Origin of the sequence: Bradyrhizobium sp. BRP22 (genome assembly GCF_020194175.1) — a bacterium.
Classification (GTDB): Bacteria; Pseudomonadota; Alphaproteobacteria; order Rhizobiales; family Xanthobacteraceae; genus Bradyrhizobium.
This window is the reverse complement of sequence record NZ_JADYVX010000017.1, coordinates 1-21,175: the sequence shown is the minus strand read 5'-3', so window position 1 is coordinate 21,175 and position 21,175 is coordinate 1. Positions and strand designations below refer to the sequence as shown.

14 protein-coding genes and 1 pseudogene are annotated in these 21,175 nt (G+C 64.2%); 10 read left to right on the top strand and 5 right to left on the bottom strand.

What is annotated here, in order from left to right; all coding sequences use genetic code 11:
* Nucleotides 1-55 precede the first annotated feature (55 nt).
* The 3 genes from I6F35_RS21075 (at nt 56) to I6F35_RS21065 (ending at nt 3,914) form a co-directional block, all read left to right on the top strand.
* Complete coding sequence (locus tag I6F35_RS21075) at nt 56-1,783, top strand: ATP-dependent Clp protease adaptor ClpS (RefSeq protein WP_225119590.1); 1,728 nt, start codon at nt 56-58, stop codon at nt 1,781-1,783.
* Nucleotides 1,784-1,906: 123 nt separating this feature from the next.
* On the top strand, nt 1,907-2,482 hold the full coding sequence (locus tag I6F35_RS21070) for an alpha-ketoglutarate-dependent dioxygenase AlkB (RefSeq protein WP_225119589.1): 576 nt from the start codon (nt 1,907-1,909) through the stop codon (nt 2,480-2,482).
* A gap of 175 nt (nt 2,483-2,657) precedes the next feature.
* Nucleotides 2,658-3,914, top strand: a complete 1,257-nt coding sequence (locus I6F35_RS21065; protein WP_225119588.1) for a DUF763 domain-containing protein — start codon at nt 2,658-2,660, stop codon at nt 3,912-3,914.
* Nucleotides 3,915-3,936: 22 nt separating this feature from the next.
* Here I6F35_RS21065 and I6F35_RS21060 read toward each other — a convergent pair whose 3' ends face one another.
* A complete protein-coding gene (locus tag I6F35_RS21060; RefSeq protein WP_225119587.1) occupies nt 3,937-5,442 on the bottom strand; it encodes a CYTH and CHAD domain-containing protein in 1,506 nt (501 codons plus the stop codon).
* A 209-nt stretch (nt 5,443-5,651) separates the two neighbouring features.
* Nucleotides 5,652-5,838: pseudogene (locus I6F35_RS21055) on the bottom strand (ABC transporter ATP-binding protein); the annotation flags it as partial.
* A gap of 184 nt (nt 5,839-6,022) precedes the next feature.
* On the opposite strand from I6F35_RS21055, the gene I6F35_RS21050 reads away from it, so the two are divergent.
* Together I6F35_RS21050 and I6F35_RS21045 are read left to right on the top strand one after the other, a co-directional pair.
* A complete protein-coding gene (locus tag I6F35_RS21050) occupies nt 6,023-7,006 on the top strand; it encodes a zinc-dependent alcohol dehydrogenase family protein (protein WP_225119586.1) in 984 nt (327 codons plus the stop codon).
* The gene (locus tag I6F35_RS21045; RefSeq protein ID WP_225119585.1) at nt 7,003-8,544 is read left to right on the top strand and encodes a bifunctional aminoglycoside phosphotransferase/ATP-binding protein; all 1,542 of its coding nucleotides are present in this window, start codon (nt 7,003-7,005) and stop codon (nt 8,542-8,544) included. Before I6F35_RS21050 ends, I6F35_RS21045 begins: the two co-directional genes overlap by 4 nt.
* A 94-nt stretch (nt 8,545-8,638) precedes the next feature.
* Here I6F35_RS21045 and I6F35_RS21040 read toward each other — a convergent pair whose 3' ends face one another.
* Entirely contained in the window at nt 8,639-10,462 is a 1,824-nt protein-coding gene (locus tag I6F35_RS21040; RefSeq protein WP_225119584.1) for an alpha/beta fold hydrolase, read from the bottom strand.
* Between the two features lie 122 nt (nt 10,463-10,584).
* On the opposite strand from I6F35_RS21040, the gene mgtA reads away from it, so the two are divergent.
* Nucleotides 10,585-13,155, top strand: a complete 2,571-nt coding sequence (gene mgtA, locus I6F35_RS21035; RefSeq protein ID WP_225119583.1) for a magnesium-translocating P-type ATPase — start codon at nt 10,585-10,587, stop codon at nt 13,153-13,155.
* 12 nt (nt 13,156-13,167) lie between these two features.
* On the opposite strand, the gene I6F35_RS21030 is transcribed toward mgtA, so the two are convergent.
* A complete protein-coding gene (locus I6F35_RS21030) occupies nt 13,168-13,557 on the bottom strand; it encodes a hypothetical protein (RefSeq protein WP_225119582.1) in 390 nt (129 codons plus the stop codon).
* Nucleotides 13,558-13,599: 42 nt separating this feature from the next.
* Nucleotides 13,600-14,325 carry an acetoacetyl-CoA reductase gene (gene phbB / locus I6F35_RS21025; RefSeq protein WP_225119581.1) on the bottom strand — a complete coding sequence of 242 codons (726 nt, stop codon included), beginning with the start codon at nt 14,323-14,325 and terminating at the stop codon, nt 13,600-13,602.
* A 181-nt stretch (nt 14,326-14,506) separates the two neighbouring features.
* Between phbB and I6F35_RS21020 the strand changes: the two genes are divergently transcribed.
* The 4 genes from I6F35_RS21020 (at nt 14,507) to I6F35_RS21005 (ending at nt 20,999) form a co-directional block, all read left to right on the top strand.
* The gene (locus I6F35_RS21020) at nt 14,507-15,343 is read left to right on the top strand and encodes a universal stress protein (RefSeq protein WP_225119580.1); all 837 of its coding nucleotides are present in this window, start codon (nt 14,507-14,509) and stop codon (nt 15,341-15,343) included.
* 81 nt (nt 15,344-15,424) lie between these two features.
* On the top strand, nt 15,425-16,147 hold the full coding sequence (locus I6F35_RS21015) for a CBS domain-containing protein (RefSeq protein ID WP_225119579.1): 723 nt from the start codon (nt 15,425-15,427) through the stop codon (nt 16,145-16,147).
* A 471-nt stretch (nt 16,148-16,618) separates the two neighbouring features.
* Complete coding sequence (locus tag I6F35_RS21010; RefSeq protein ID WP_225119578.1) at nt 16,619-17,674, top strand: AraC family transcriptional regulator; 1,056 nt, start codon at nt 16,619-16,621, stop codon at nt 17,672-17,674.
* 373 nt (nt 17,675-18,047) lie between these two features.
* A complete protein-coding gene (locus I6F35_RS21005; RefSeq protein ID WP_225119577.1) occupies nt 18,048-20,999 on the top strand; it encodes a winged helix-turn-helix domain-containing protein in 2,952 nt (983 codons plus the stop codon).
* Nucleotides 21,000-21,175: the final 176 nt, after the last annotated feature.

Genomic DNA, 21,175 nt, shown 5'->3' with positions numbered 1-21,175 from the left:
TCATGATGTTCTTTCTTTGTTCTTTCGATCTTAAGTTGCGTGCAGGGGGTATTTCATGGATGACGGGTATACCGGCGCCGAATCGTTTCAATTTGTCTTCCACAATGATGATGAGACGCCTCTGGAGTTCGTCAGAGAGCTCCTGCGCGCCGTGTTCGGCAAGTCGGAACGGGAGGCGATCCTGTTCGCGGCCGAGATCGACCAGCAGGGCAGCGCCACCTGCGGCCCTTTTCCGTCCCGGGTCGCGGCGGCACTTTGGAAAACCGCGCAACAGCGCATCAACGCAGCCGGGTATGGCCTTCAGATCACCAGCGAGGCAGTAAAGGCCAGCGAACCCTGCGATTTGTGCGGCGCTCCGCCTCCGGTGACGGAGGTGCAACTCGAGGACAAGGTCGCCTGCCTCTGCAGCGACTGCCTGCTCGCGGCAAGAGATGCATCCGAAAAATTGCAGGGCGAAGAATTCAGATACACATATGTCGCGGTTGACTGGCACTTTGCCGGCATTCCACGCAACCAGCTCGTCACGCGGGCGCGCGGCTTTCCGGGTCATATGCGTGCGGACGTTCAGGTCGCGCTTGAGCGATTGCTGTCCTCACCGATCCACTTCTTCGGCGTTCACGAAGAATACCGCTATGAGACGCTGACCTTCGCGGGACTGATGAACGACGGGCGCAATGCGCCAGTGATCGCTCCGCCGCAGTACTATGAAGTCGATGTCGGCGAGCCGGCAGCGGTGAAATGTCTCAATAATGGATTGTGGCTGTGCCGCACCGGCGAGCTTCGCTACGCGGTGCTGCTGTCCATTTACCGCGAATCCCGTAACGAGGACGCGATCCGGATCGAGATCGCGGTGCCGACCGGCGCGACCGGCGACAGCTTCGTTCAGCGCTGCTTTTCGGAGCTCGAGCAAGCGGTGCAGGCAGCGCGCTCCTATCGCGGCAAGATTCTTTCGCTTGACGGCGGAGCCGAGTATCGCGGCCGTTCAAGAGGAGTGACGGTGCACCGGTTGCCGCCGGTCGACCGCGAGGCCGTGATCCTGCCCGAACCGACGCTAAGACTGCTTGAGCGCAACGTCCTGAACTTCGTCGGCAACCGGGACGCGCTGCGCCGGCTCGGACAATCGACCCGCAAGGGTATCCTGCTTTATGGGCCGCCAGGCACCGGCAAGACTCACACCATTCGCTATCTCGCGACCAACCTGCCGGGACATACGACACTGATCATCACCGCCGAACAGATCGGGCTGCTCGAAGCCTACATGAATCTGGCGCGCCTGCTACAGCCGGCGATGGTGGTGATCGAAGACGTCGATCTCATCGCCGTCAGCCGCGAGCTGATGGGCCCGTGCGAGGAATCGATGCTCAACAAGCTGCTCAACGAGATGGATGGATTGAAGGAGGATGCCGACATCCTGTTCGTGCTCACCACCAACCGTCCCGAAGAGCTCGAAAGCGCGCTGGCCGGCCGTCCCGGCCGCATCGACCAGGCGATCGAGGTGCCGCTGCCGGACACGATCGGCCGCGGCAAGCTGGTGCGGCTCTATGGCAGGAACCTGCCGCTTGACCAAAGCATCGTCGACGAAGCGGTGCAGCGCACGGATGGCGTCAGCGCCGCCTTCATCAAGGAGCTGATGCGGCGTCTGGCGCAGGCCAGCATCGCCCGCGACGGCGGCAAGTCGGTGATATCAGCCGATATCGACGAGGCGCTCGACGACATGCTGTTCGCCGGCGGCCGGCTCAATGTGAAACTGCTCGGCGGCGCGCAGGAGATGGCCGCGGAGTGACGCACGCCCACGTGAAGGGCCGCCACGACCACCGGGCTGCGGCGGCTGGCGGCCTCTTCTTTCGACCCTGCTTCACCCTATATCAAGGGGCGATCCTGCCATGCCGAGACAAGGACCGCCGGCTTGACCGAGCAGCTCGCCCTTTTTGCCGACAATTCCTCCGCGTCATCAGCGCCGGAGGGATTGCGCTACGTCGCCGATTTCATCTCGTCCGAAGTCGAGCGGGAACTAATCGCGCGCATCACCGCGCTGCCGCTGCAGCCGTTCCAGTTCGGCCAGTATCAGGGCAAGCGGCGCGTCGCCTCGTTCGGCTTTCGCTATGATTACACCGAGCGCCGGCTGCGCGAGGCCGACTCCATGCCCGACTGGCTCGGCCCCGTGATCGAGCAGGTCGAGGCCTTCGGCGGGCCACAGACCGAGATCGCCCAGGTGCTCTGCACCGAATACGACACCGGCGTCGGCATCGGCTGGCACCGCGACAAGCCGCAATTCGACCGCATCCTCGGCCTGTCGCTGGGATCGCCATGCAAGTTCCGCTTCCGCCGCCCGGCCGGCGACAAATGGGAACGTTTCACCCTGGAGGCGCAGCCCCGGTCGATCTACCTGCTCTCCGGCGCGGCCAGGCAGGTCTGGGAGCACAGCATCCCAGCGGTCGAAGCCCCCCGCTACTCCATCACCTTGCGCACCATGCGCAACTGAGCCGCGCGCACCTGCCCCGTAGCCCGGCTAACCCGGGGCCGCTCGCAAACGCGGATGCAGATGCCCCGGGTTGCGCTGCGCTCCACCCGGGCTACGAAAATCGGCGCGACCTCTTCCTCTGGGAGAGGTAAAGCGGCGCGTGTTACACTCCATCTGATTCAACATCGGGAGCCCCATGGCACGACGAACCGGCAGCGCCGACCTACCGCTCCACAACGGGCGCGTGCCCGCGTGGCTCGGCCAGCGCATGTCCACGCTCGGCGCGATCATCACCCAGGCAATCGTCCACCATTACGGCCGCGAGGAGTTCCTGCAGCGCCTCGCTCATCCGTTCTGGTTCCAATCCTTCGGCGCCGTCATGGGCATGGACTGGCATTCCTCCGGCATCACCACGTCGGTCATCGGCGCGTTGAAGCGCGGACTCGCGCCGCTGCAAGGCGAGCTCGGCATCTATGTCTGCGGCGGCCGCGGCAGCAACTCGCGCCGCACGCCGGACGAATTGACCGCGCTCGGCGAACGCACCGGCTTCGACGGCGCGGCGCTGACGCGGGCCAGCCGGCTGGTGGCCAAGGTTGACAGCGCCGCCGTCCAGGACGGCTTCGAGCTTTACCTGCACGGCTTCTTCGTCACCGAGGACGGCAAGTGGACCGTGGTGCAGCAGGGCATGAACGGCGACAAGCGGCAGGCGCGCCGCTATCACTGGCATTCCGAGAACCTGAAGAGCTTCGTCGACGAGCCGCACAGCGCCATCGACGGTCACTCCCAGGGCGAGATCATCAACCTGACCGACCATCGTGCCGAACACTCGCGCATCGCGCAGCTCGATCTGCTCGGCGCGCTCGGACCCGACGGCATCGCGCGCGAATATGCCGCGCTGTCGAAACAGCCTGACGCGCAGCCGGAGCTGCCGCATTTGATCATGCCCGCGCATCACGACGTGCGCGCCAGCGACGTGTTCACGCGCCGCCTGCACGGCACGCTGGCGGCGGCCGCCGAATGCGGCCCGCGCGATTTTCCGCAATTGCTGTTGACGCCGGGTGTCGGCGCCCGCACCGTGGAATCGCTCGCGATGGTCGCCGAAGTCGTGCATGGCGCGCCCTACCGGTTCAAGGATCCCGCGCGGTTTTCGCTCGCCCATGGCGGCAAGGACCGCCACCCCTATCCGGTGCCGATCAAGGTCTATGACGAGACCATCCGCGTGCTGAAATCCGCGATGCAGCAGGCGAGCCTCGGCCGCGATGAAGCGATGCAGGCATTGAAGCGCCTCGACAATCAAGCCCGCCTCCTGGAGCGAACTGCAACCGGCCCATCGTTCGATGGGTTCGTCGCGCAAGAGCGCAACCACTCGCCCGCGCTCGGCGGACGCTCCGTGTTCGGATGGGAAGCGGATACCGCGGGCGGCAAGCGCGCAATGCCGCGCAAACCGAGGTAGCGCCGCCGGCATTTGCGCGAATTCACATCACTTGCAGCCGTCGCGCCTCCTTGAGCGCTGTCTTCATCAGCGGCCTGACCGATTTGTCCTCCCGGCCAACCATCACGCCGGCCGCGAGTGCGCGTGCCCGCCTGTTCTCGCGCGGGGCCTGCAACGCAGCCGCCAGCGCCATCTTCCGGTGCGCCACAAAATCGTTGAGGGCGCCGAGCGCATCCTGGATATTCTTGAGATGCCTGGATAGCCGCGCAAGCCTCTTTCGCTCGCGCCTCGCCGGAAAAAGCCCCTCGAAGAAGTCCACCGCATATCTGATCTTCTTGATCCTGATCCGGAGCTTGTGCCGCGCGCGCGGCGACAGGCGATCAAGCTGAACGCCTTCCTTGCGTGTCTTCCTGGTACGACGGCGCAGGACATCGGCCGCGAATTTTTCGATCGGAACGTCGGCTTGCCCGTTTGCCTCGGACGGCTTCAACTCGATCCACTCCAGCGTGTCGACCAGCAGCCTGCGGAACCGTTCCGAACTCACCGCCCGTTTCGCTCGCGCAAAGGCGTGGGCGCGCTTCTCGCCGAATTCGTCCTTGATTGCCTTGCCGCCGCGGCTCAGCTCGCGATCGAGCGTGATCGGCTCGACCTGCTCCCTGATGAACACGTCGATCTCGCGCGCAGGCGCGAGTTCGCCCGTAAGCCACTTCAGTTCGCGCTTGACGGCTCCCGTCCTTGAGCGCGGCAACACCTTCGAAAACAGCGAGATCGCCGCGCGCAGCCGGCGGAGCCCTACGCGCATCTGGTGAACGCCTTCCGAGTCAAGATTGCGGACCGCATCCGCATTTCCGGAGAAATGACGAACCGTCGCCCGGGCGATCACCCGGAACGCTTCGCTCGCCGTCATGCCGGCCTCCAACTCGATCGGCTCAGCGAATACGACCTGTTCCTCCCTGCCCTGCGCGAGGCCATAGCCGCGGTCCGATTTTGATCGCAGATCGAGCTCGGCTCCCGACCGCCGCTCGATCGCTCTGGCAACACGGAACAGATCGGCCAGCCGGCCGCTCTTCAGCTCGAGCTCGAATTCCTCGATGGGACTCGCACGGTGTCCCGCGACGATCCTGCCCCGATCGATGGCGAGCTCGATCTCGCTCTTCCTGGTTCGGACCGGAACGGTGGTGCGATGAACCGACGTCTTGAATACGGGCTTCAGCTTGCGTCGCAGCTTCCTTGAAGCGAGTGGCTCAAGCGGCGTGCCATCGGCTCCGCGAAGGTCCGGTGCGTCGTCCTTGATCTCGGCTTCCCATTCGCCTCGGCCAAGCTGCGCACCGTTCGCCGCCTTCACCGTCTGGATGTTCGTACGGCCATTTTGCCGCACGCGAAGCGTCAGGCCGTGGCGCCTCAGCTTGTGTTTTCCGGTATCGAAATAGGTCGAGACCAGATCGCTGTCCGATCGCTCGCCCATTTTGCCACCGGGAATGCGCCAGCCCGCCAGAGATTTGAGATTGCGCGCGGCGACGCTGAATTTCAGTTCCGTCTCGACAGCCATGCTTCCTCTGTGCTGCTGTTTGATCCGGGCCGATTTAGCCCCGGTCGCATAACTCCCAAGAACGGTGAAGAGTGCCGGGTCGCAATCATTGTTTCAGCTCGGCGGGCCATCCCATCATTTCGGCAATCGGAACGCTCCGCTCTGCACGGCCCTGCTCGCCTCACGTGCAGTCAGTTCCAGGTCATGTCCTTCGGTTTGCAGTGCATGCCGTTCTGTTCATGAGCCTCCGGCAGATAGGGGCGGAATCGCGCCGTTCTTGATGAAATGCCAGAAGTCATGGGCATGAAGATGCACCTTGGACGATCCCGGCTCCGTGGCAAGAGCTTTCGCCGTCGTCGTCTTTCCCGACCCTGGCGGACCGGTGAGGATAAGAATTTCGCCTGCACCAGCAATCATCGCGTTACAGGATATAGTGCAGTGTTTTGCAGTTCCAGGGCGGAGCGAACTGACGGCTCTTCTCGTCAGTTCCACAAGCAGAGGCGTTGAGCGAAATCAACGAGTCTCCGCATGTGCGCGGCAGACTGGAACCAGCGCAAGGAAATGGCCAGATTTCCTTTGTGACCTCAGAGAGGTGTTTCTGATGTACGCCATGGTCCTGCAGGCGCCGAATGCACCGCTCGTACTTGAGCAGCGTCCCGATCCGTTGCCGGGGCCTGGCGAGGTGTGCGTCAAGATCTCCGCCTGCGGCGTCTGCCGCACCGACCTGCATGTCGTCGACGGCGAATTGCCTGACATCCGTTATCCCATCATTCCCGGTCACGAGGTCGTCGGCCGCGTCGATGCGCTCGGCGAAGGTGTTGGCGGCTTCGCGCACGGCATGCGCGTCGGCGTGCCCTGGCTCGGCTTCACCTGCGGCACCTGTCCCTATTGTCGCGAAGGCAAGGAGAATCTCTGCGACCATCCGCGCTTCACCGGCTACACACGCGATGGCGGCTTCGCCAGCCACCTGATCGCCGATGCGCGCTATTGCTTTCCGCTCGGCGAGGATGGCGACGATGTCGCGCTGGCGCCGCTGCTCTGCGCCGGCCTGATCGGCTGGCGCTCGCTGGTGATGGCGGGTGACGGCAAGCGGCTTGGCATCTATGGTTTCGGCGCCGCCGGCCATATCATCGCGCAGGTCGCGCGCTGGCAGGGCCGCGAGATCTACGCCTTCACGCGCGGCGGCGATGCCGAGGCGCAGCAGCTCGCCCTGTCGCTCGGCGCGAACTGGGCGGGCGCCTCCGGCGACAAGCCGCCGGCCGAACTCGATGCCGCCATCATCTATGCGCCGATTGGTGCCCTGGTGCCGCAGGCGTTGCGAGCTTTGCGCAAGGGAGGTCGCGTGGTCTGCGCCGGCATCCACATGTCGGACATACCATCTTTCCCTTACGATATTCTCTGGGGCGAGCGGCAGATCGTCTCGGTCGCCAACCTGACCCGCCAGGATGGCAGGGATTTTCTCAAGGTCGCACGCCAGGCCGGCATCGAGACCACGACCACCACCTTTCCGCTGGATCAGGCCAATGAGGCGCTGGCGCGCTTGCGCAGCGGCAAACTGGTCGGCGCAGCGGTGCTGCAGCCATGACGTCATCGTCCCGTCCTCAACACACGACCGACCAGGATCGCGTGCTCGATTTTCTCGGCAAGCGCTCCGGCGGGCAAGACACCCAGCGCGTCGACACGCACGGCTCGATCGTATTTCTGAAGCCCGATCGCGTCTACAAGATCAAGCGCGCGGTGCGCCTGCCCTACCTCGATTATTCCTCGCTCGCCAAACGCAAGCACGCCTGCGAAGAGGAAATCGCCGTCAACCGGCGCTTCGCGCCTGAAATCTACCGCGGCGTCGTGCCGATTACGGAAGGCGAAGCCGGCCCTGAAATCGGCGGCAAGGGCGACGTCATGGAGTGGGCGGTCGAGATGGCGCGGTTCGACGAGAACCGGACACTCGATCATCTGGCGGCCAGGGGCGAGATCACGGCAGACCTCGCCGAGCCGTTGGCCGAGGCCATCGCAGCGTCTCACCATAGCGCGCCAGTTTCAGATGGTGAGACCTGGCTCGCATCGCTTCCCGGCCTCATCGAACGCAACACGATCGCGTTCCGCGGCCACGCCGCGCTTGCAGGCGCCGAGGTCGAGCGCCTTCATACTCTGAGCTGCGACCTCCTCGCCAGAAACCAACCGCTTCTGAAGCAGCGCGCCGCTGGCGGGATGGTGCGCCGGTGCCATGGCGACGCGCATCTCGGCAATATCGTGTTGATCGACGGCAAGCCGCGCCTGTTCGATGCGATCGAATTCGATCCCGTCATCGCCACCACCGATGTGCTGTACGACCTCGCCTTCCCGCTGATGGACCTGCTGCATTTCGACAACCGCACCGCCGCGAACGGCCTGCTCAACTTCTATCTGCAGGCGACCTGGCAGCAGAACGCCGGCGCGCTTGCCTTGCTGCCGTTGTTCCTGTCCATCCGCGCCGCGATCAGGGCCAATGTGCTGCTGACCAAGCATGCGCAGGGCGGCGGTGCGGCCGTGCTGTCCGATGCGCAGTCGTATTTCAAGCTCGCACGCGATCTGATCGCCCCGGGAAAACCGTCGCTGATCGCGATCGGCGGCCGTTCCGGCACTGGCAAGAGCGTGCTGGCGCGCACCATGGCTGAGCGGGTCCGGCCCGCGCCTGGCGCGGTGTTGTTGCGCTCGGACGTAATCCGCAAGGAGATCTTTGGCGTCGGCCCGCTCGTGAAGCTGCCCGAGGTGGCCTATGCGCCGGGCGCATCCGAACGCGTCTATGGCGCGATGCTCGATCGCGCCCGAGCCGTACTGTCCCAGGGACTATCCGCCGTGGTCGACGCGGCGTTCCTGAAGGAAGACGAGCGCAACCAGCTTCGTCCGCTGGCGGCGTCCTGCGGCGCCGATTTCTCCGGGATATTCCTCGTGGCCGAGACCTCCGTCCGCCTCGCGCGCATCGGCGCGCGCCGGAACGACGCGTCGGATGCAACCCGCGACGTGGCACTATTCCAGGAAAGCATCGACACCGGCATTATTGACTGGGCAATCGTGGATGCGTCGGGCTCGCCGGAAGAGACGCTGGAGCGGAGCATCCCACATCTTCCGCGCGATCACCTGTAGCCCGGGTGGAGCGCCAGCGTAACCCGGGACCGCTCGCAAACGCAGATACAGTTGTCCCGGGTTACGCTACGCTCCACCCGCGCTACGGAGCTGACTAGTGCTGCAGCACGTATTGACCCGGCGCTTCCTGCAGCGCATTGCCGTCATTGCCCGCTCCACCCATGGGCGGCGGCGAAACCGGTTCGCCGGAATGGGCATTCAGGAACGTGACCCATTCGTGCCACCACGAGCCTTCGCGCTTTGGCGCCACCTTCAGCCATTCATCCGGCCCGATATAGAGCCCGTCCTTCAGCTTGGTCAGGATCTGGTACGAATGCCACGGCTCGTTGGGCGCCGCGACGACGCCGGCATTGTGACCTCCGTTCGTGAGCACGAAAGTCGTGTCAGCATCCGCGAGGAAGTGGATCTTGAAGGCCGATTTCCAGGGAGCGACGTGATCGCGAAGCGTGCCGACGACGAACATCGGCGCATGCAGATCGGACAGCGAGATCGGCTTGCCGTCGACGCGATAACGCCCTTCGGCAAGGTCGTTGTCGAGGAAGAGCTGGCGGAGATATTCCGAATGCATCCGATAGGGCATGCGGGTCGCATCCGCATTCCATGCCATCAGGTCGCTGAGCGGCTGCCGCTCTCCGATCAAGTAGTCGCGGATCATCCGTGACCAGATCAGGTCGTTGGAACGCAGCATCTGAAAGGCGCCTGCCATCTGCGTGGTCTCGAGCACGCCGCGTTGCCACATCATGTCCTCGAGGAACGCGACCTGGCTTTCATTGATGAAGAGCGTGAGTTCGCCGGCCTCGGTGAAATCGGTCTGCGCCGCCAGCAGCGTCACCGTGCGCAGGCAGTCCGGCTTCTCCTTGCTCAGCCGCGCCGCCGCGATCGACAGCAGCGTGCCGCCGAGGCAATAGCCAGTGGCGTGAATGGGCTGTCCGGGGATGATCCGGTTGATGACCTCGATCGCAGCGTCGACGCCGAGCCGGCGATAGTCCTCCAGACTGATGTTGCGATCCTCGGGCGTTGGATTGCGCCAGGATATCATGAAGACCGTGAAGCCATTCTCGACCAGGAAATGCACCAGCGAATTGTGCGGCGACAGATCGAGGATGTAGTATTTCATGATCCAGGCCGGAACGATCAGGATCGGCTCGGGACGGACGTGAGGTGTGGTCGGCGAATACTGGATCAGCTCGATCAGTTCGTTGCGATAGACCACCTTGCCGTTGGTGACGGCGACGTTCTGGCCGACGACGAACCCATGTTCCGGTCGACGACCGGTCACCAGCGCCTTCCAGTCCTCGACCCAGTTGTGCACGCCGCCGACGAAGTTGCCGCCGCCGGTCTCGATGATCTTGCGCAGCACCTCGGGATTGGTCAGCGCGAAATTCGTCGGCGCCAGCACGTCGAGGCCCTGCCGGATCGCGAAATCCGTAATCGCCGCATCCTGCCGCGCCACTCCATGGACGCCGGTGGTCGCGGATTGCCACCATCGCTCCGTCAGCAGGAATGCCTGCGCCAGCATGTTGAAGGCCGGCAACTCCCAATCCGGATCCGAAAACCGCCGGTCGTTCGGTGCCGGCGCAATCTGGCTCCAGGTGCCGTAGACCGGATGCGGATGCGCAAGCGCCTCCAAAAACCTCACGGCATCGCGGATGGCTTCGCTCGCCAGCGCAAGCTGCTTGCCCGGCGATATCGCCAGATGAAGCTGCCAGTCGAGCAGCGCCAGCGCGAGCGCCGCGGGCGACAATCCGCCGGTGCCGCGGGCGATCGTGGCATGGGCCAGGCGATCGATCACGTCGAACGTCGATGTCGGTTCGGCCCGTGCCGGTGCCGGCGCCGCGGGGAGTGCCGTGCCGACCTGCGACGGCGGCTTGGCGGGCTCGAATGTAACGACCTCGGAATTCATTGCCTGTGCTGTCATGCCAATCTCCACAAACCAACCTTATGCTGCCGGGGCTGCAGGTCGTTTGAGCTGCGTCAAACTGGTTTGCCGCGATCTCCCTCATGGATCAGACGGTCCGAACCGCGTCCTGCGAGAACCCCATGAGCATCCTGTCTTCCTCCCAGCCGAAGTCAGAGGCGTTCTGGTGCATGCCGACCGAGACGCTCCTGTTATCCTTGTCCTCGCAGCGTGGCGGGCTCTTGCAGGCCGAGGCAAAGGGTAGGCTGGCGCCGCTCGGCCCGAATTTGATGCAGCCGTCCCAGAGCCGATCGATCCTCAAGAAGATCGTCCAGCGCATCCTCAATCCGCTGGTCGCGATCCTGATCACGGCGGCGGCCATTTCCGGTATCAGCGGCGACGTCGGCAGTTTCGTCATCATCCTGCTCGTGATCAGCACGTCGCTAACTCTCGACATCGTCCAGGAGCACCGCGCCGAACAGACCGCCGAGGCGTTGCGGCAGTCGGTGGCGATCCAGGCCGACGTCGTGCGCGACGGGGCGATTGTTTCGCTTCCCGTCAGCGAGCTGGTGCCGGGCGACATCGTTCACCTCCGCACCGGCGACCTTGTGCCCGCGGACGGGGTCGCGCTGGAAGTGCATGAACTCCAGGTCAACGAAGCGTTGATGACGGGCGAACCGTTTCCCGCCAGTAAGAGCACCGCGCCATGCATGGCCACGCTGCCCGCAGAGGCCAGCAACGCGCTTTTCGCCGGCACCAGCGTGGTCAGCGGCAGCGCCGTGATGCTGATCGTCGAAACCGGCAAGCGGACGCGCTTCGGCATGATTGCCGCCGAGCTTGCCACCAACGCGCCGCCGACGGCGCTCGAGCGCGGCGTGAACCGGCTTGGCACCCTTATCCTCAGGCTGACACTGTTTCTCACCCTGTTCGTGCTGCTGGCGCATCTGGCCGCGCATCGCCCCGCCATGGAGGCGTTCCTGTTTGCGCTGGCGCTCGCCGTCGGCCTCACGCCCGAACTGCTGCCGATGATCATGACGGTGACGCTCGCCAAAGGCGCGCAGCGGATGGCCGCGCGGCAGGTGATCGTCAAGCGCCTTTCCGCCATACACGATCTCGGCGCGATGGATACGCTGTGCGTGGATAAGACCGGCACGCTGACGGAGGCCAAGATCACGCTGGCGGCCCATGTCGATCCTGCCGGCCGGACGAGCGAGCGGGTGCTCGAACTGGCGCGGCTCAATGCTGCGTTCCAGACCGGCGTGCGAAGCCCGATCGACGACGCCCTGCTGATGGCGGCAGGGACATTGAACAAGTGGGAGCGCATCGCCGAATGCCCCTTCGATTTCCAGCGGCGCTGCCTCTCCGTGTTGGCCTCGGATGGTGCGCAGCGATGCCTCATCGTCAAGGGCGCGCCGGAATCCATTCTCGCGCGCGCAGCTATCGTCGAGATCGACGGGCAGGCCCGGCAGCTCGACGCCGAGCAGCGGGCGAAGCTCGACAGCCTCCAGGAGGGCTACGCGCGCGACGGCTTTCGGCTGCTGGCCATCGCCGTCAGACCGATGCCGCCCGATCAAGCGACCGTCTGCGTGGAAGACGAAACCGGGCTGACGCTGATCGGGCTCTGCGCATTCGCCGATCCGCCAAAATACGACGCCCGTGACGCGATCGAGAAGCTCGCTTTGCTCGGCGTAACGGTGAAGCTGATCTCGGGCGATCATGCCGCCGTGGTCACCCATGTCGCGCAGGCTGTCGGACTGCCGACGCGGCGCGTCATGACGGGAGACGAGATTGCCGGTCTCACCGACCGCGCGCTTGCGGCACAGGTTGGCCATGTCGACCTGTTCGCCCGCGTCGATCCCGACCAGAAACGGCGCATCATTGCCGCGCTCCGCCATCGCGGCCATGTGGTCGGCTTCATGGGCGATGGCGTGAACGACGCACCGGCGATCCACACGGCCCATGTCGGCATATCCGTAGCCGGCGCGACCGAGGTGGCGCGGACGGCCGCCGATATCATCTTGCTTGCGCCCGACCTCTCGGTTCTCGGCTCCGGCGTGCGGGAGGGGCGGCGCACCTTCGCCAACATCCTCAAATATGTGCGCATGGGCACGAGCTCGAATTTCGGCAACATGCTGTCGATGGCGCTGGCCTCGGTGGTGCTGCCCTTCCTGCCGCTGTTGCCGCTTCAGATCCTCCTCAACAACCTGCTCTACGATCTCTCGGAGGTCGGCATTCCCTTCGACGAGGTCGATGCCGAGGACGTCGCGCAGCCACAAGCCTGGGACATGGCCGAGATCCTGCGATTCACGCTGGTGATGGGAACGGTCTCATCGCTGTTCGACGCCACCACCTTCGTCATCCTGCTGAAGGTCTTCCATGTCGACGCCACTCAATTCCACACCGGGTGGTTCCTGGAATCGATCGCCACGCAAATCCTGGTCATTTTCCTGATCCGGTCGCGCCGGCTGCCCTGGCGCGGCAGCCGGCCGGACCGTGTGCTGGTGATCTCCTCGCTCGGAGCACTGGCCGTGGCCACCGTGCTGACGCTCGGGCCGTCGGGACCGCTGCTCGGATTTATCGGCCTGCCGCCGGCATTGCTCGCGACCATCGCGCTGATCACGCTGGCCTATCTCGGCGCGGCCGAAGCGGCCAAGCGCGTTGCGATCAGATCCCGGCGCAAGCGCGCCAGGAAGTCCAAGTGGGGCGGGATGTAGCGCAGGACAGCTTCAGGCGAAGCCGAAAAATTCCTTGCCGCGGGCAATGATCTCCGTGTCGGTCGGATGATCGCTGGCCTCGACGCGAAGAGTGATGTTCGGGTACGTGTCCTGCAGATGGTGCAGCAGCTCGGTCTTCTCAGTCCCCGGCCCCATGATCAGGACGTCACTACAATTCTGCAACGCCTGTCCCACGCTGACCAGGAAAGCGGGGTCGCTCTCGACCTTGCCTGAGCCGATGCTGTTGGCCTTGTGGTGAAGATGGGTCGAGGAAAGATGCGCCGGCACCACGATGGAATCCACGCCCGTGAGGCCCATCGAGAAGATCTTTGCCGTGAGATGATCGATCCAAACGACGGCATGCGCATGCGTCGCGGTATTTCGTGTGCCAGAACTGGACATTGCTTCTCCTTGCTTCAATTCGGCTTGATAGCTTTCGATTGCTCAGCCCATATATTGGCCGCCATTGATCGACAGCGTCGATCCGGTGATGTAGCCGGCCTCATCGGCGGCGAGAAAGACGACGGCGCGCGCGATTTCCTCGGGCCGGCCGAGCCGCCCGATCGGGATCTGCGGCAGGATTACATCCTTCATGACTTCCGGCGAAACCGCGTCCAGCATCTCGGTGTGGGTGTAGCCGGGACAGATCGCGTTGACGGTGATGCCGGCGCGCGCGCTCTCGAGCGCAAGCGCCCGCGTGAAGCCGAGCTCGCCGGCCTTCGCGGCCGAATAATTGGTCTGACCGAACTGGCCCTTCTGGCCATTGATCGACGCGATGTTGATGATGCGGCCAAACTTGCGCGACCGCATGCCCTCGATCACGTGCCGGCACATGTTGAAGAGGGCACTGAGGTCGGTATTGATCACCGCGTCCCATTGCGCCTTGGTCATCTTGTGCAGGCTGCTGTCGCGCACGATGCCGGCATTGTTGACGAGAATTTCGATCGGCCCGAATTCGGCCTCCACCTGCTTCACGCCGGCGCCGCAGGCGGCGAAATCGCCGACGTCCCATTGAAACACCGGTATAGCTGTTTCAGCGTGAAACGCCTCGGCAGCCTTGGTGTTGCCGGCATAGGTCGCCGCAACGCGGTAACCTTCCGATTGCAGCGCCCGTGCGATCGCGGCGCCGATGCCCCGAACACCGCCCGTGACCAATGCAACGCGTGCCATGTCGATCCTCCTTTGCGCCCGCGATCTCGGCGTGAACCAATAAAGAAGGCCGGCCAAACGCCCTTTGATGTGGGTCAACAAGGGACGTAAATTGCGCTGACATAGTGACTTGGCATACTGACTTAGCCGACGACGACAAGCGCCCCGCTGGCTGCTTTCGTCGCTCATCACGGAGAGGTTCATGTACAGGAACATCCTGGCGCTGGTGCCCACGGAGTTGTCGGCGCGCCCGGTCGCCGACGGCTCGATTTCGCTCGCGGCCGCGTGCCAGGCCGAGCTCGAGGCGCTGGCGATCGGTTACGAGGCAAGCAGCATCCCGATGACCGCGGAAGGAGGCGCCGCGGTTGGCTCGATCTACGAGATCGAACGACAGCGCGCGTTCGAGCGTGCTGACGGCGCGTTGCGGGTGTTCGAGGCGCAGGCGAAGAGTGCCGGCATCACCTACCGCTGTCGCGGCCTCGGCGCGCTTCCGGGTGACGCGGTCGACATCGTCGGCGCGGCTGCAAGGCTGCACGACCTGACGATCGTGTCGCAGCCCGAGCGCGACCGCGACACTTTCGACAACAGCCTCGCCCAGGAAACCTTGTTCGAGGCCGGCGGCCCGGTGCTGTTCATGCCTTACACGTTCAGGGGCGCGCTCACGGCAAAGCGGATCGGCATCTGCTGGGACGGCAGCCGCCTAGCGGCGCGCGCCGTGCATGACGCCATGCCGCTCCTGAAGACGGCCGAGGCGATCACGGCTATCACCGTCAACGAAGACGACAATGTGCCGAGCGAGGCTTCGCCGAGCCATCTCGCGCGATACCTGGCACACGCCGGCATCTCGGTCCGGCTGACCTCGCTCAGCATGGACGATTCCGAGATCCAGGCGGGCATCCTCTCGCTCGCGGCAGACGAGTCGCTCGATCTGCTGGTGATGGGCGGCTATGGGCACTCGCGCCTCAAGGAAACTGTGCTCGGAGGCGTCACGCGCGACATGCTGCGCTGCATGACCGTGCCGACGCTGATGTCGCATTAGATCTTGTTTTGACGCGTTTTCTTGACGCGAAGCCGGTCTCCACTTCGCTCGAAAACGCTCCAGTCTCGGGAGAAATATGCCATGCGCGCCCACCAGATCATGACCAGCGACGTCATCACGATCAGCCCTCATGCATCCATCATGGATGCCGCCAACATCATGCTGCGCTGTCACCTAAGCGGCCTGCCGGTGATGGGCGAAGACGGTACGCTCAAGGGCATCGTCTCCGAGAGCGACTTCCTTCGCCGCGGCGAGATCGGCACCGGCCGCCGACGGTCGGGCTGGCTGCAGTTCTTCGCCGGCCCCGGCCGTGCCGCCATCGATTTCGTGCATGAGCGCGGGCGTCACGTCGAAGACGTGATGACGCCCGATCCGATCACGGTGGACGAGCAGACTCCCTTGGATGAGCTCGTGCGCATCATGGAAAAGAAGGGCGTGAAGCGCCTGCCGGTGATGAGCGGCAAGATGCTTGTCGGCATCATCACGCGCGCAAACATCCTTCAGGCGGTCGCGAGCCTCGCGAAGGAAATCCCCGATGCGACCGCTGATGACGTGTATATCCGCGATCGGATCCTGCGCCAGATCCAGGACACCGACTGGCGGCCCGCCGGCTTCCAGGTCACCGTGCGCAACGGCGTCGTTCACCTGCACGGCGTCATCTTCGACGACAGCACGCGCAAGGCGGCCATCGTTCTCGCCGAGAACACCGCCGGCGTTAAGGAGGTTCACGATCATCTCTGCTTCGTGGATACCTATTCGGGCTTCTATGTGGAGCCGCCGGAAGACGTGAAGGCTACGGGGTGAAGCGCCCCAGCTCTGCAATTCACTTTGCCGATCGGCTGGATGCGCAGGACACAGATGACGACGACCATGCTGCTGTCGCTGTAACACGACGGCGTCTTAAAAAGGGTCTGACAATCCCTACAATGTCGTCGGATGTTTTTTCTCAGAAGAGAAGCAAACTTTCCGACTGCTCATTCGCTCTGGAAGGTCGAGGCGGGCAACCGAAAAGCTATACGAAAGTATACGCACGCGGCCGCCAACAACTGCCTTCACAGTTTATTCGCGACCAACTCTTTCAGAACTAAAGCAAATTCGTCTGGACGCACCGGTGATCAAACTCGGGCGCTTTGCAATATCTAACACCCGCTAAGCATCTATAACGAGCATCATAGCGCGAACGGCATATGCTGTTCAGCATCGCAACTGTTGCACTCGTAGAGTTCCTCGGTCGCAGGCGACCAAGCAGGCCGACCGAAACAGAAAGGATGAGCGATGCTTACGCAGGCTTTCAACGAGCGGCTGGGCCCTCCTCGCCTCAGCCTCCCGATCGGCTCGGAAGCGCACGACGTCCATCCTGACACGGGGCTCCTCCAGGAGCACAAGTGGCGCGACCTCAAGTCGGACGGTGCGGCCGCTCTCGGAGAGATCGTGATCTCGCGTTGGGCGGGTTCGCAAACCGGTTCCCGATGCGAGGAGGCGGCAACGCCGTCCGGCCGATATGTCGTGGCGATCGCCTTGAAGAGTACACGCCTTACCCTGACACGGGGGCGCCAGATTATCTTTGACGGCGTGATGCCGGCGGGCACGCTGCATGTCACCGCGCCCTTAACGCAACTCGGTGCTCAGTTTCACGCCCCATACGACTTCCTGCACTTCCATGTCCCGGCCGACTATCTCCATGGCCACCGCGCCGCAGCCGAGCCCTGCACGGCCGGCGAAGACCTGGGCGATCTCATCCTGCTGCGCGACTCCTTTGCCGAGCAACTCGGCCGAGCGCTGATCGAGCGCGGCAATGCCCGGGATCCGGCCTTCACCCGCTGCATCGGTCAAATGCTGGCGATGCACATCGCCCGGCTCGAGACGCCGCGGAACAAGGTCAACGCGCTGCCGAAATGGCGGCTCAGGCGCGTCGAGGAATATGTCAATGCCAATTACCATCGCAGCGTCAGCCTTGCCGACCTGGCCAAGTCCGCCGGCCTGTCCCGCATGCATTTCGCGGCCCAGTTCCGGGCGGCGACGGGGTATCGTCCGCGCGAATATCTGCTGCATCGGCGCGTCGAGCGCGCGAAGGCGATCCTGTCCGATGGCGAGACGCCCCTCGCCGAGGTCGCATTGGCGGTGGGCTTCTGCACCCAGGCGCATTTCTCCACCGTCTTCAAGCGGATGACCGGAGAAACGCCGGCGCGCTGGCGCTGCGCCAGCCGAAGCGCATCGCCCGCGCCGATCGACCAGAGCGTTCGGACAAAGATCCCGTTCGGCGGGACAAGGGTTGGAGCGCGGCACACGGATCGGTTCGTTGCTGCCGGCAACCACGCTTCACTCGGATAGCATCTGAGGCGGTATGTCGGGACCAGCGACACCCGCCGCACCATAGCCATTTGCAATCTTTCGATTGAAGATCGGCATCGCCGCCGTGGCAGTTCGCGCGAGCATCGCGGGACTTGCCGCGCCGGGCGACATTATTCCTATTTCGACCTGTCGGACGCGGAGCCGTGGGGTAACACCATCGGCTCCCGGCGTAACACCATTGGCTAAGGTTGCTCGGCGTCCGGAAAGCAATATGATCCCGAGGATTAGGTGCCTCGACGATCTCAGGTCGTTTGGAATTCGGTCGGGCCACCGCGACGTGCTGCTCCGGTGCGCATCAGGCTCATGCAATGAAGACGGAGAGCGTCGGCCACTTGCTTGATTGAGGTCCCGAATGGGCGACCGCATGCAGCGTGCCGTGCGCGAGGCCGGTGCGGATTCGGCCGTGCCGGAGGCCTTTTCGTTCGGCTCGTTTCGGTTGCATGTAGGGCAAAGGAGGCTCGAGAAGGACGGCAATCCGATTCAGCTCGGCGGCCGCGCGCTCGATCTTCTCATCGCGCTCGTCGAGCGTGCGGGCAAGGTGGTCGGCAAGAATGAGCTGTTGGCCACGGTGTGGCGTGATGTCATCGTCGATGAAGGCAGCCTCAGGGTGCAGATCGCGGGCCTTCGAAAGGCGCTCGGCGACGGCGAGGCAGGCGCAAGATACCTGACTACGGTTTCGGGACAGGGCTACTGCTTTATCGGGCGGCTTTCGCATTCGCACGGTCAAGAACAGCCCCCGATCGGACCAACCTCCGAACCGTCGCACAATCTGCCGGCGCGCCCCATACGGATGATCGGACGCGACCAGACAGTTCGCGACATCTCCGCCAAGCTGCGGAGCGAGCGATTCGTCACCATTGTCGGTCCGGGCGGCGTCGGCAAGACCACCGTGGCGGTCTCCGCCGGCCATGAGCTGCTCGAAGAGTTCGCCGGCGCGGTCCGCTTCCTCGACTTTGGGGCGCTCCAAGACCCCGCGCTCGTTGCAAACGTCGTCGCCTCGACGCTCGGCCTGCTCAGCCAATCCGGCGACCCTTCGGACAGCCTGGTGAACCTGCTCCGCCACAAGCGGATGCTGCTGATCCTGGATTGTTGCGAGCATGTGATCGAGACGTCCGCCGCGCTGGCCGAGCGGCTCCACGCCGAGGCGCCGCAGCTTCACATCCTGGCCACCAGCCGGGAGTCGCTGCGGGTCGAGGGCGAGCATGTTCACCGTCTGCAGCCGCTCTCGAGCCCACCGGATGACGCCAGCCTGACGGCCGTGCAGGCACTCGCCTTTCCCGCAGTCCAGCTGTTCGTGGAGCGCGCGGCGACGAGCGGTGGCCGGCTCGCCGAATTGAGCGACGCGGACGCACGCCTGGTTGGCGGGATCTGCCGCAGGCTGGATGGCATTGCCCTTGCGATCGAGCTCGCCGCCAGCCACGCCAGCGCCGGCAATATCAAGGATACGGTCGCGCTGCTGAATGACGCGTTCAAGTTCCTGGGCGAAGAAGGACAGCGCGCCGTGCTGCCGCGGCATCAGACCCTGCGCGCGACGCTCGACTGGAGCTACAAGCTGCTGTCGGAGCCGGAGCGCGTGGTGCTGCGGCGGGTGTCGGTGTTCGCCGGCACCTTCACCTTGGAAGCCGCCCGCTCGGTTGCAGGAACAGACGGCGCCGACGATGGCAAGGTGATCGCGGCCGTTGCGAGCCTGGTCGCCAAGTCCATGCTCGTGGCAAGCGCGAGCGGCATGTCGACGCGATACAGGCTGCTCGACACGGCGCGGGCCTATGCCCTGGAACGGCTTGCCGTCAGCACGGATGCCGATGCGACGGCGCGGCGCCATGCCTGCTATTTCCTGCATCTGCTGCAAGGGATCGGCAACAGCTCGACCACCTCACCGGAATTGAACAGCTTTGCGGCAATCGCGGACCAGTTCGGAAACATACGCGCCGCGCTGACCTGGTGCTTCTCCGAGCGCGGCGATCGTGCAACCGGCATCGCCCTGGCTGCAGCGGCGATGCCCTTTTTCCTCAAATTGTCCGTGTTCGCCGAATGCCAGCTCTGGGCGAGGCGCGCGATCGAGCAGCTCGAGACGACAAATCACGGCCAGAAATACGACCTCGATCTTCACGCCGCCCTGGGCCTGGCGCTGCTGCTCACGAAGGGGACCACCGACGATGTCCACGCTTGTCTCACGCGAGCGCTGCGACTAGCCGAAGAGATCGGCGACGTGCCGAGCCAGCTTCGCCTGATCGAGCGGCTCCACGTGTTCCAGATGAGGACAGGAAATTTCACCGACGCCCTGGCACTCGCCAGGCGCGGCGAAGCCGTCGCGTCCGATCACGGCGACCGCATCAGGCTTGCGCATATGCGGATTGCGCTCGGCGTCTCCTGGCATCTTGCAGGAGACACAACGCTGGCCCGATCCCATGTGGAATCCGCGTTGTTGCAATTGCCGGGATCCGAAGGTGATGTCGACGATCCCCTGAACTACGATTATCTCAGCCGCGCCCGGATCACCCTGGCGCGCATCCTCTGGCTTCAGGGATATCCCGACCAAGCCATCGACACCGCACAGCGAGCGATCGCCGACACGATGCGGATCGGCCATCCGGTCAAGCTCTGCATGGCGCTGCTTTGGGCATTCTCGATTTTCGTCTGGAACTCGGAAACGGAGAATTACGAGGAATACGCCGACAGGCTGATCCTGGAGGCGAGCAAGCACGCGCTGGGCCCGTACCAGACGATCGGCTACGGAACCAAAGGCGTCGTCCTGGTGGCGCAGGGTCAGGTCGAGACCGGGATCGCGCTGCTGCGCGGGGCGCTCGAAGTCATGCACAGCCATCGATATGGTTCGCTTGCGGATTTCCGCATCGCGCTGGCGCAGGCCCTGGCCACGATCGGGGAAGAAAAGGAAGCGCTGGATACGATCGATCTGGCGATCGCTCGTGTCGGGCATAACAAGGATCTGTTCTGCATGCCCGAGCTTCTGCGCGCAAAGGCGGAAGTGCTGCTCGCGGCGAGCAGGCCAGATTTGATGCAGGCGGAGCGCTACCTCAAGGAGTCGATTGACTTGGCCCGGCGGCAATCGGCGCTCGCCATGGAGCTGGTTGCGGCGACCCACCTGGCAAGACTTTGGCTCCGGCAGGGCCGTGCTGCCGAGGCGCGGCAGTTGCTCGCGCCGACCTATGTCCGCTTCACCGAGGGTTTCAACAGCCGCGCGCTCAAGGCGGCCAGAGAGTTGCTGGATGAGCTGAGTTCGCAGCATCCGTGCTCGTCGACGGAGGCAAGGCTGGCAATTCGGGGATCGGCCCGATCCGCCTGACGCCGATCGGCGACCGCGATCATGCGAACTCGAAAGCAGCATGCAGATCCGAAAGACCTGCTCCGATCCGATCTGGCATGCTCCTGCCTGTAAGCATTCAAGACCATCGGCTCGCAGCGCCAGTCCCAAGGCAACGAGCCTCGGGGGCCGTCCTTCCCCCCGCCCTATCCCCGGAC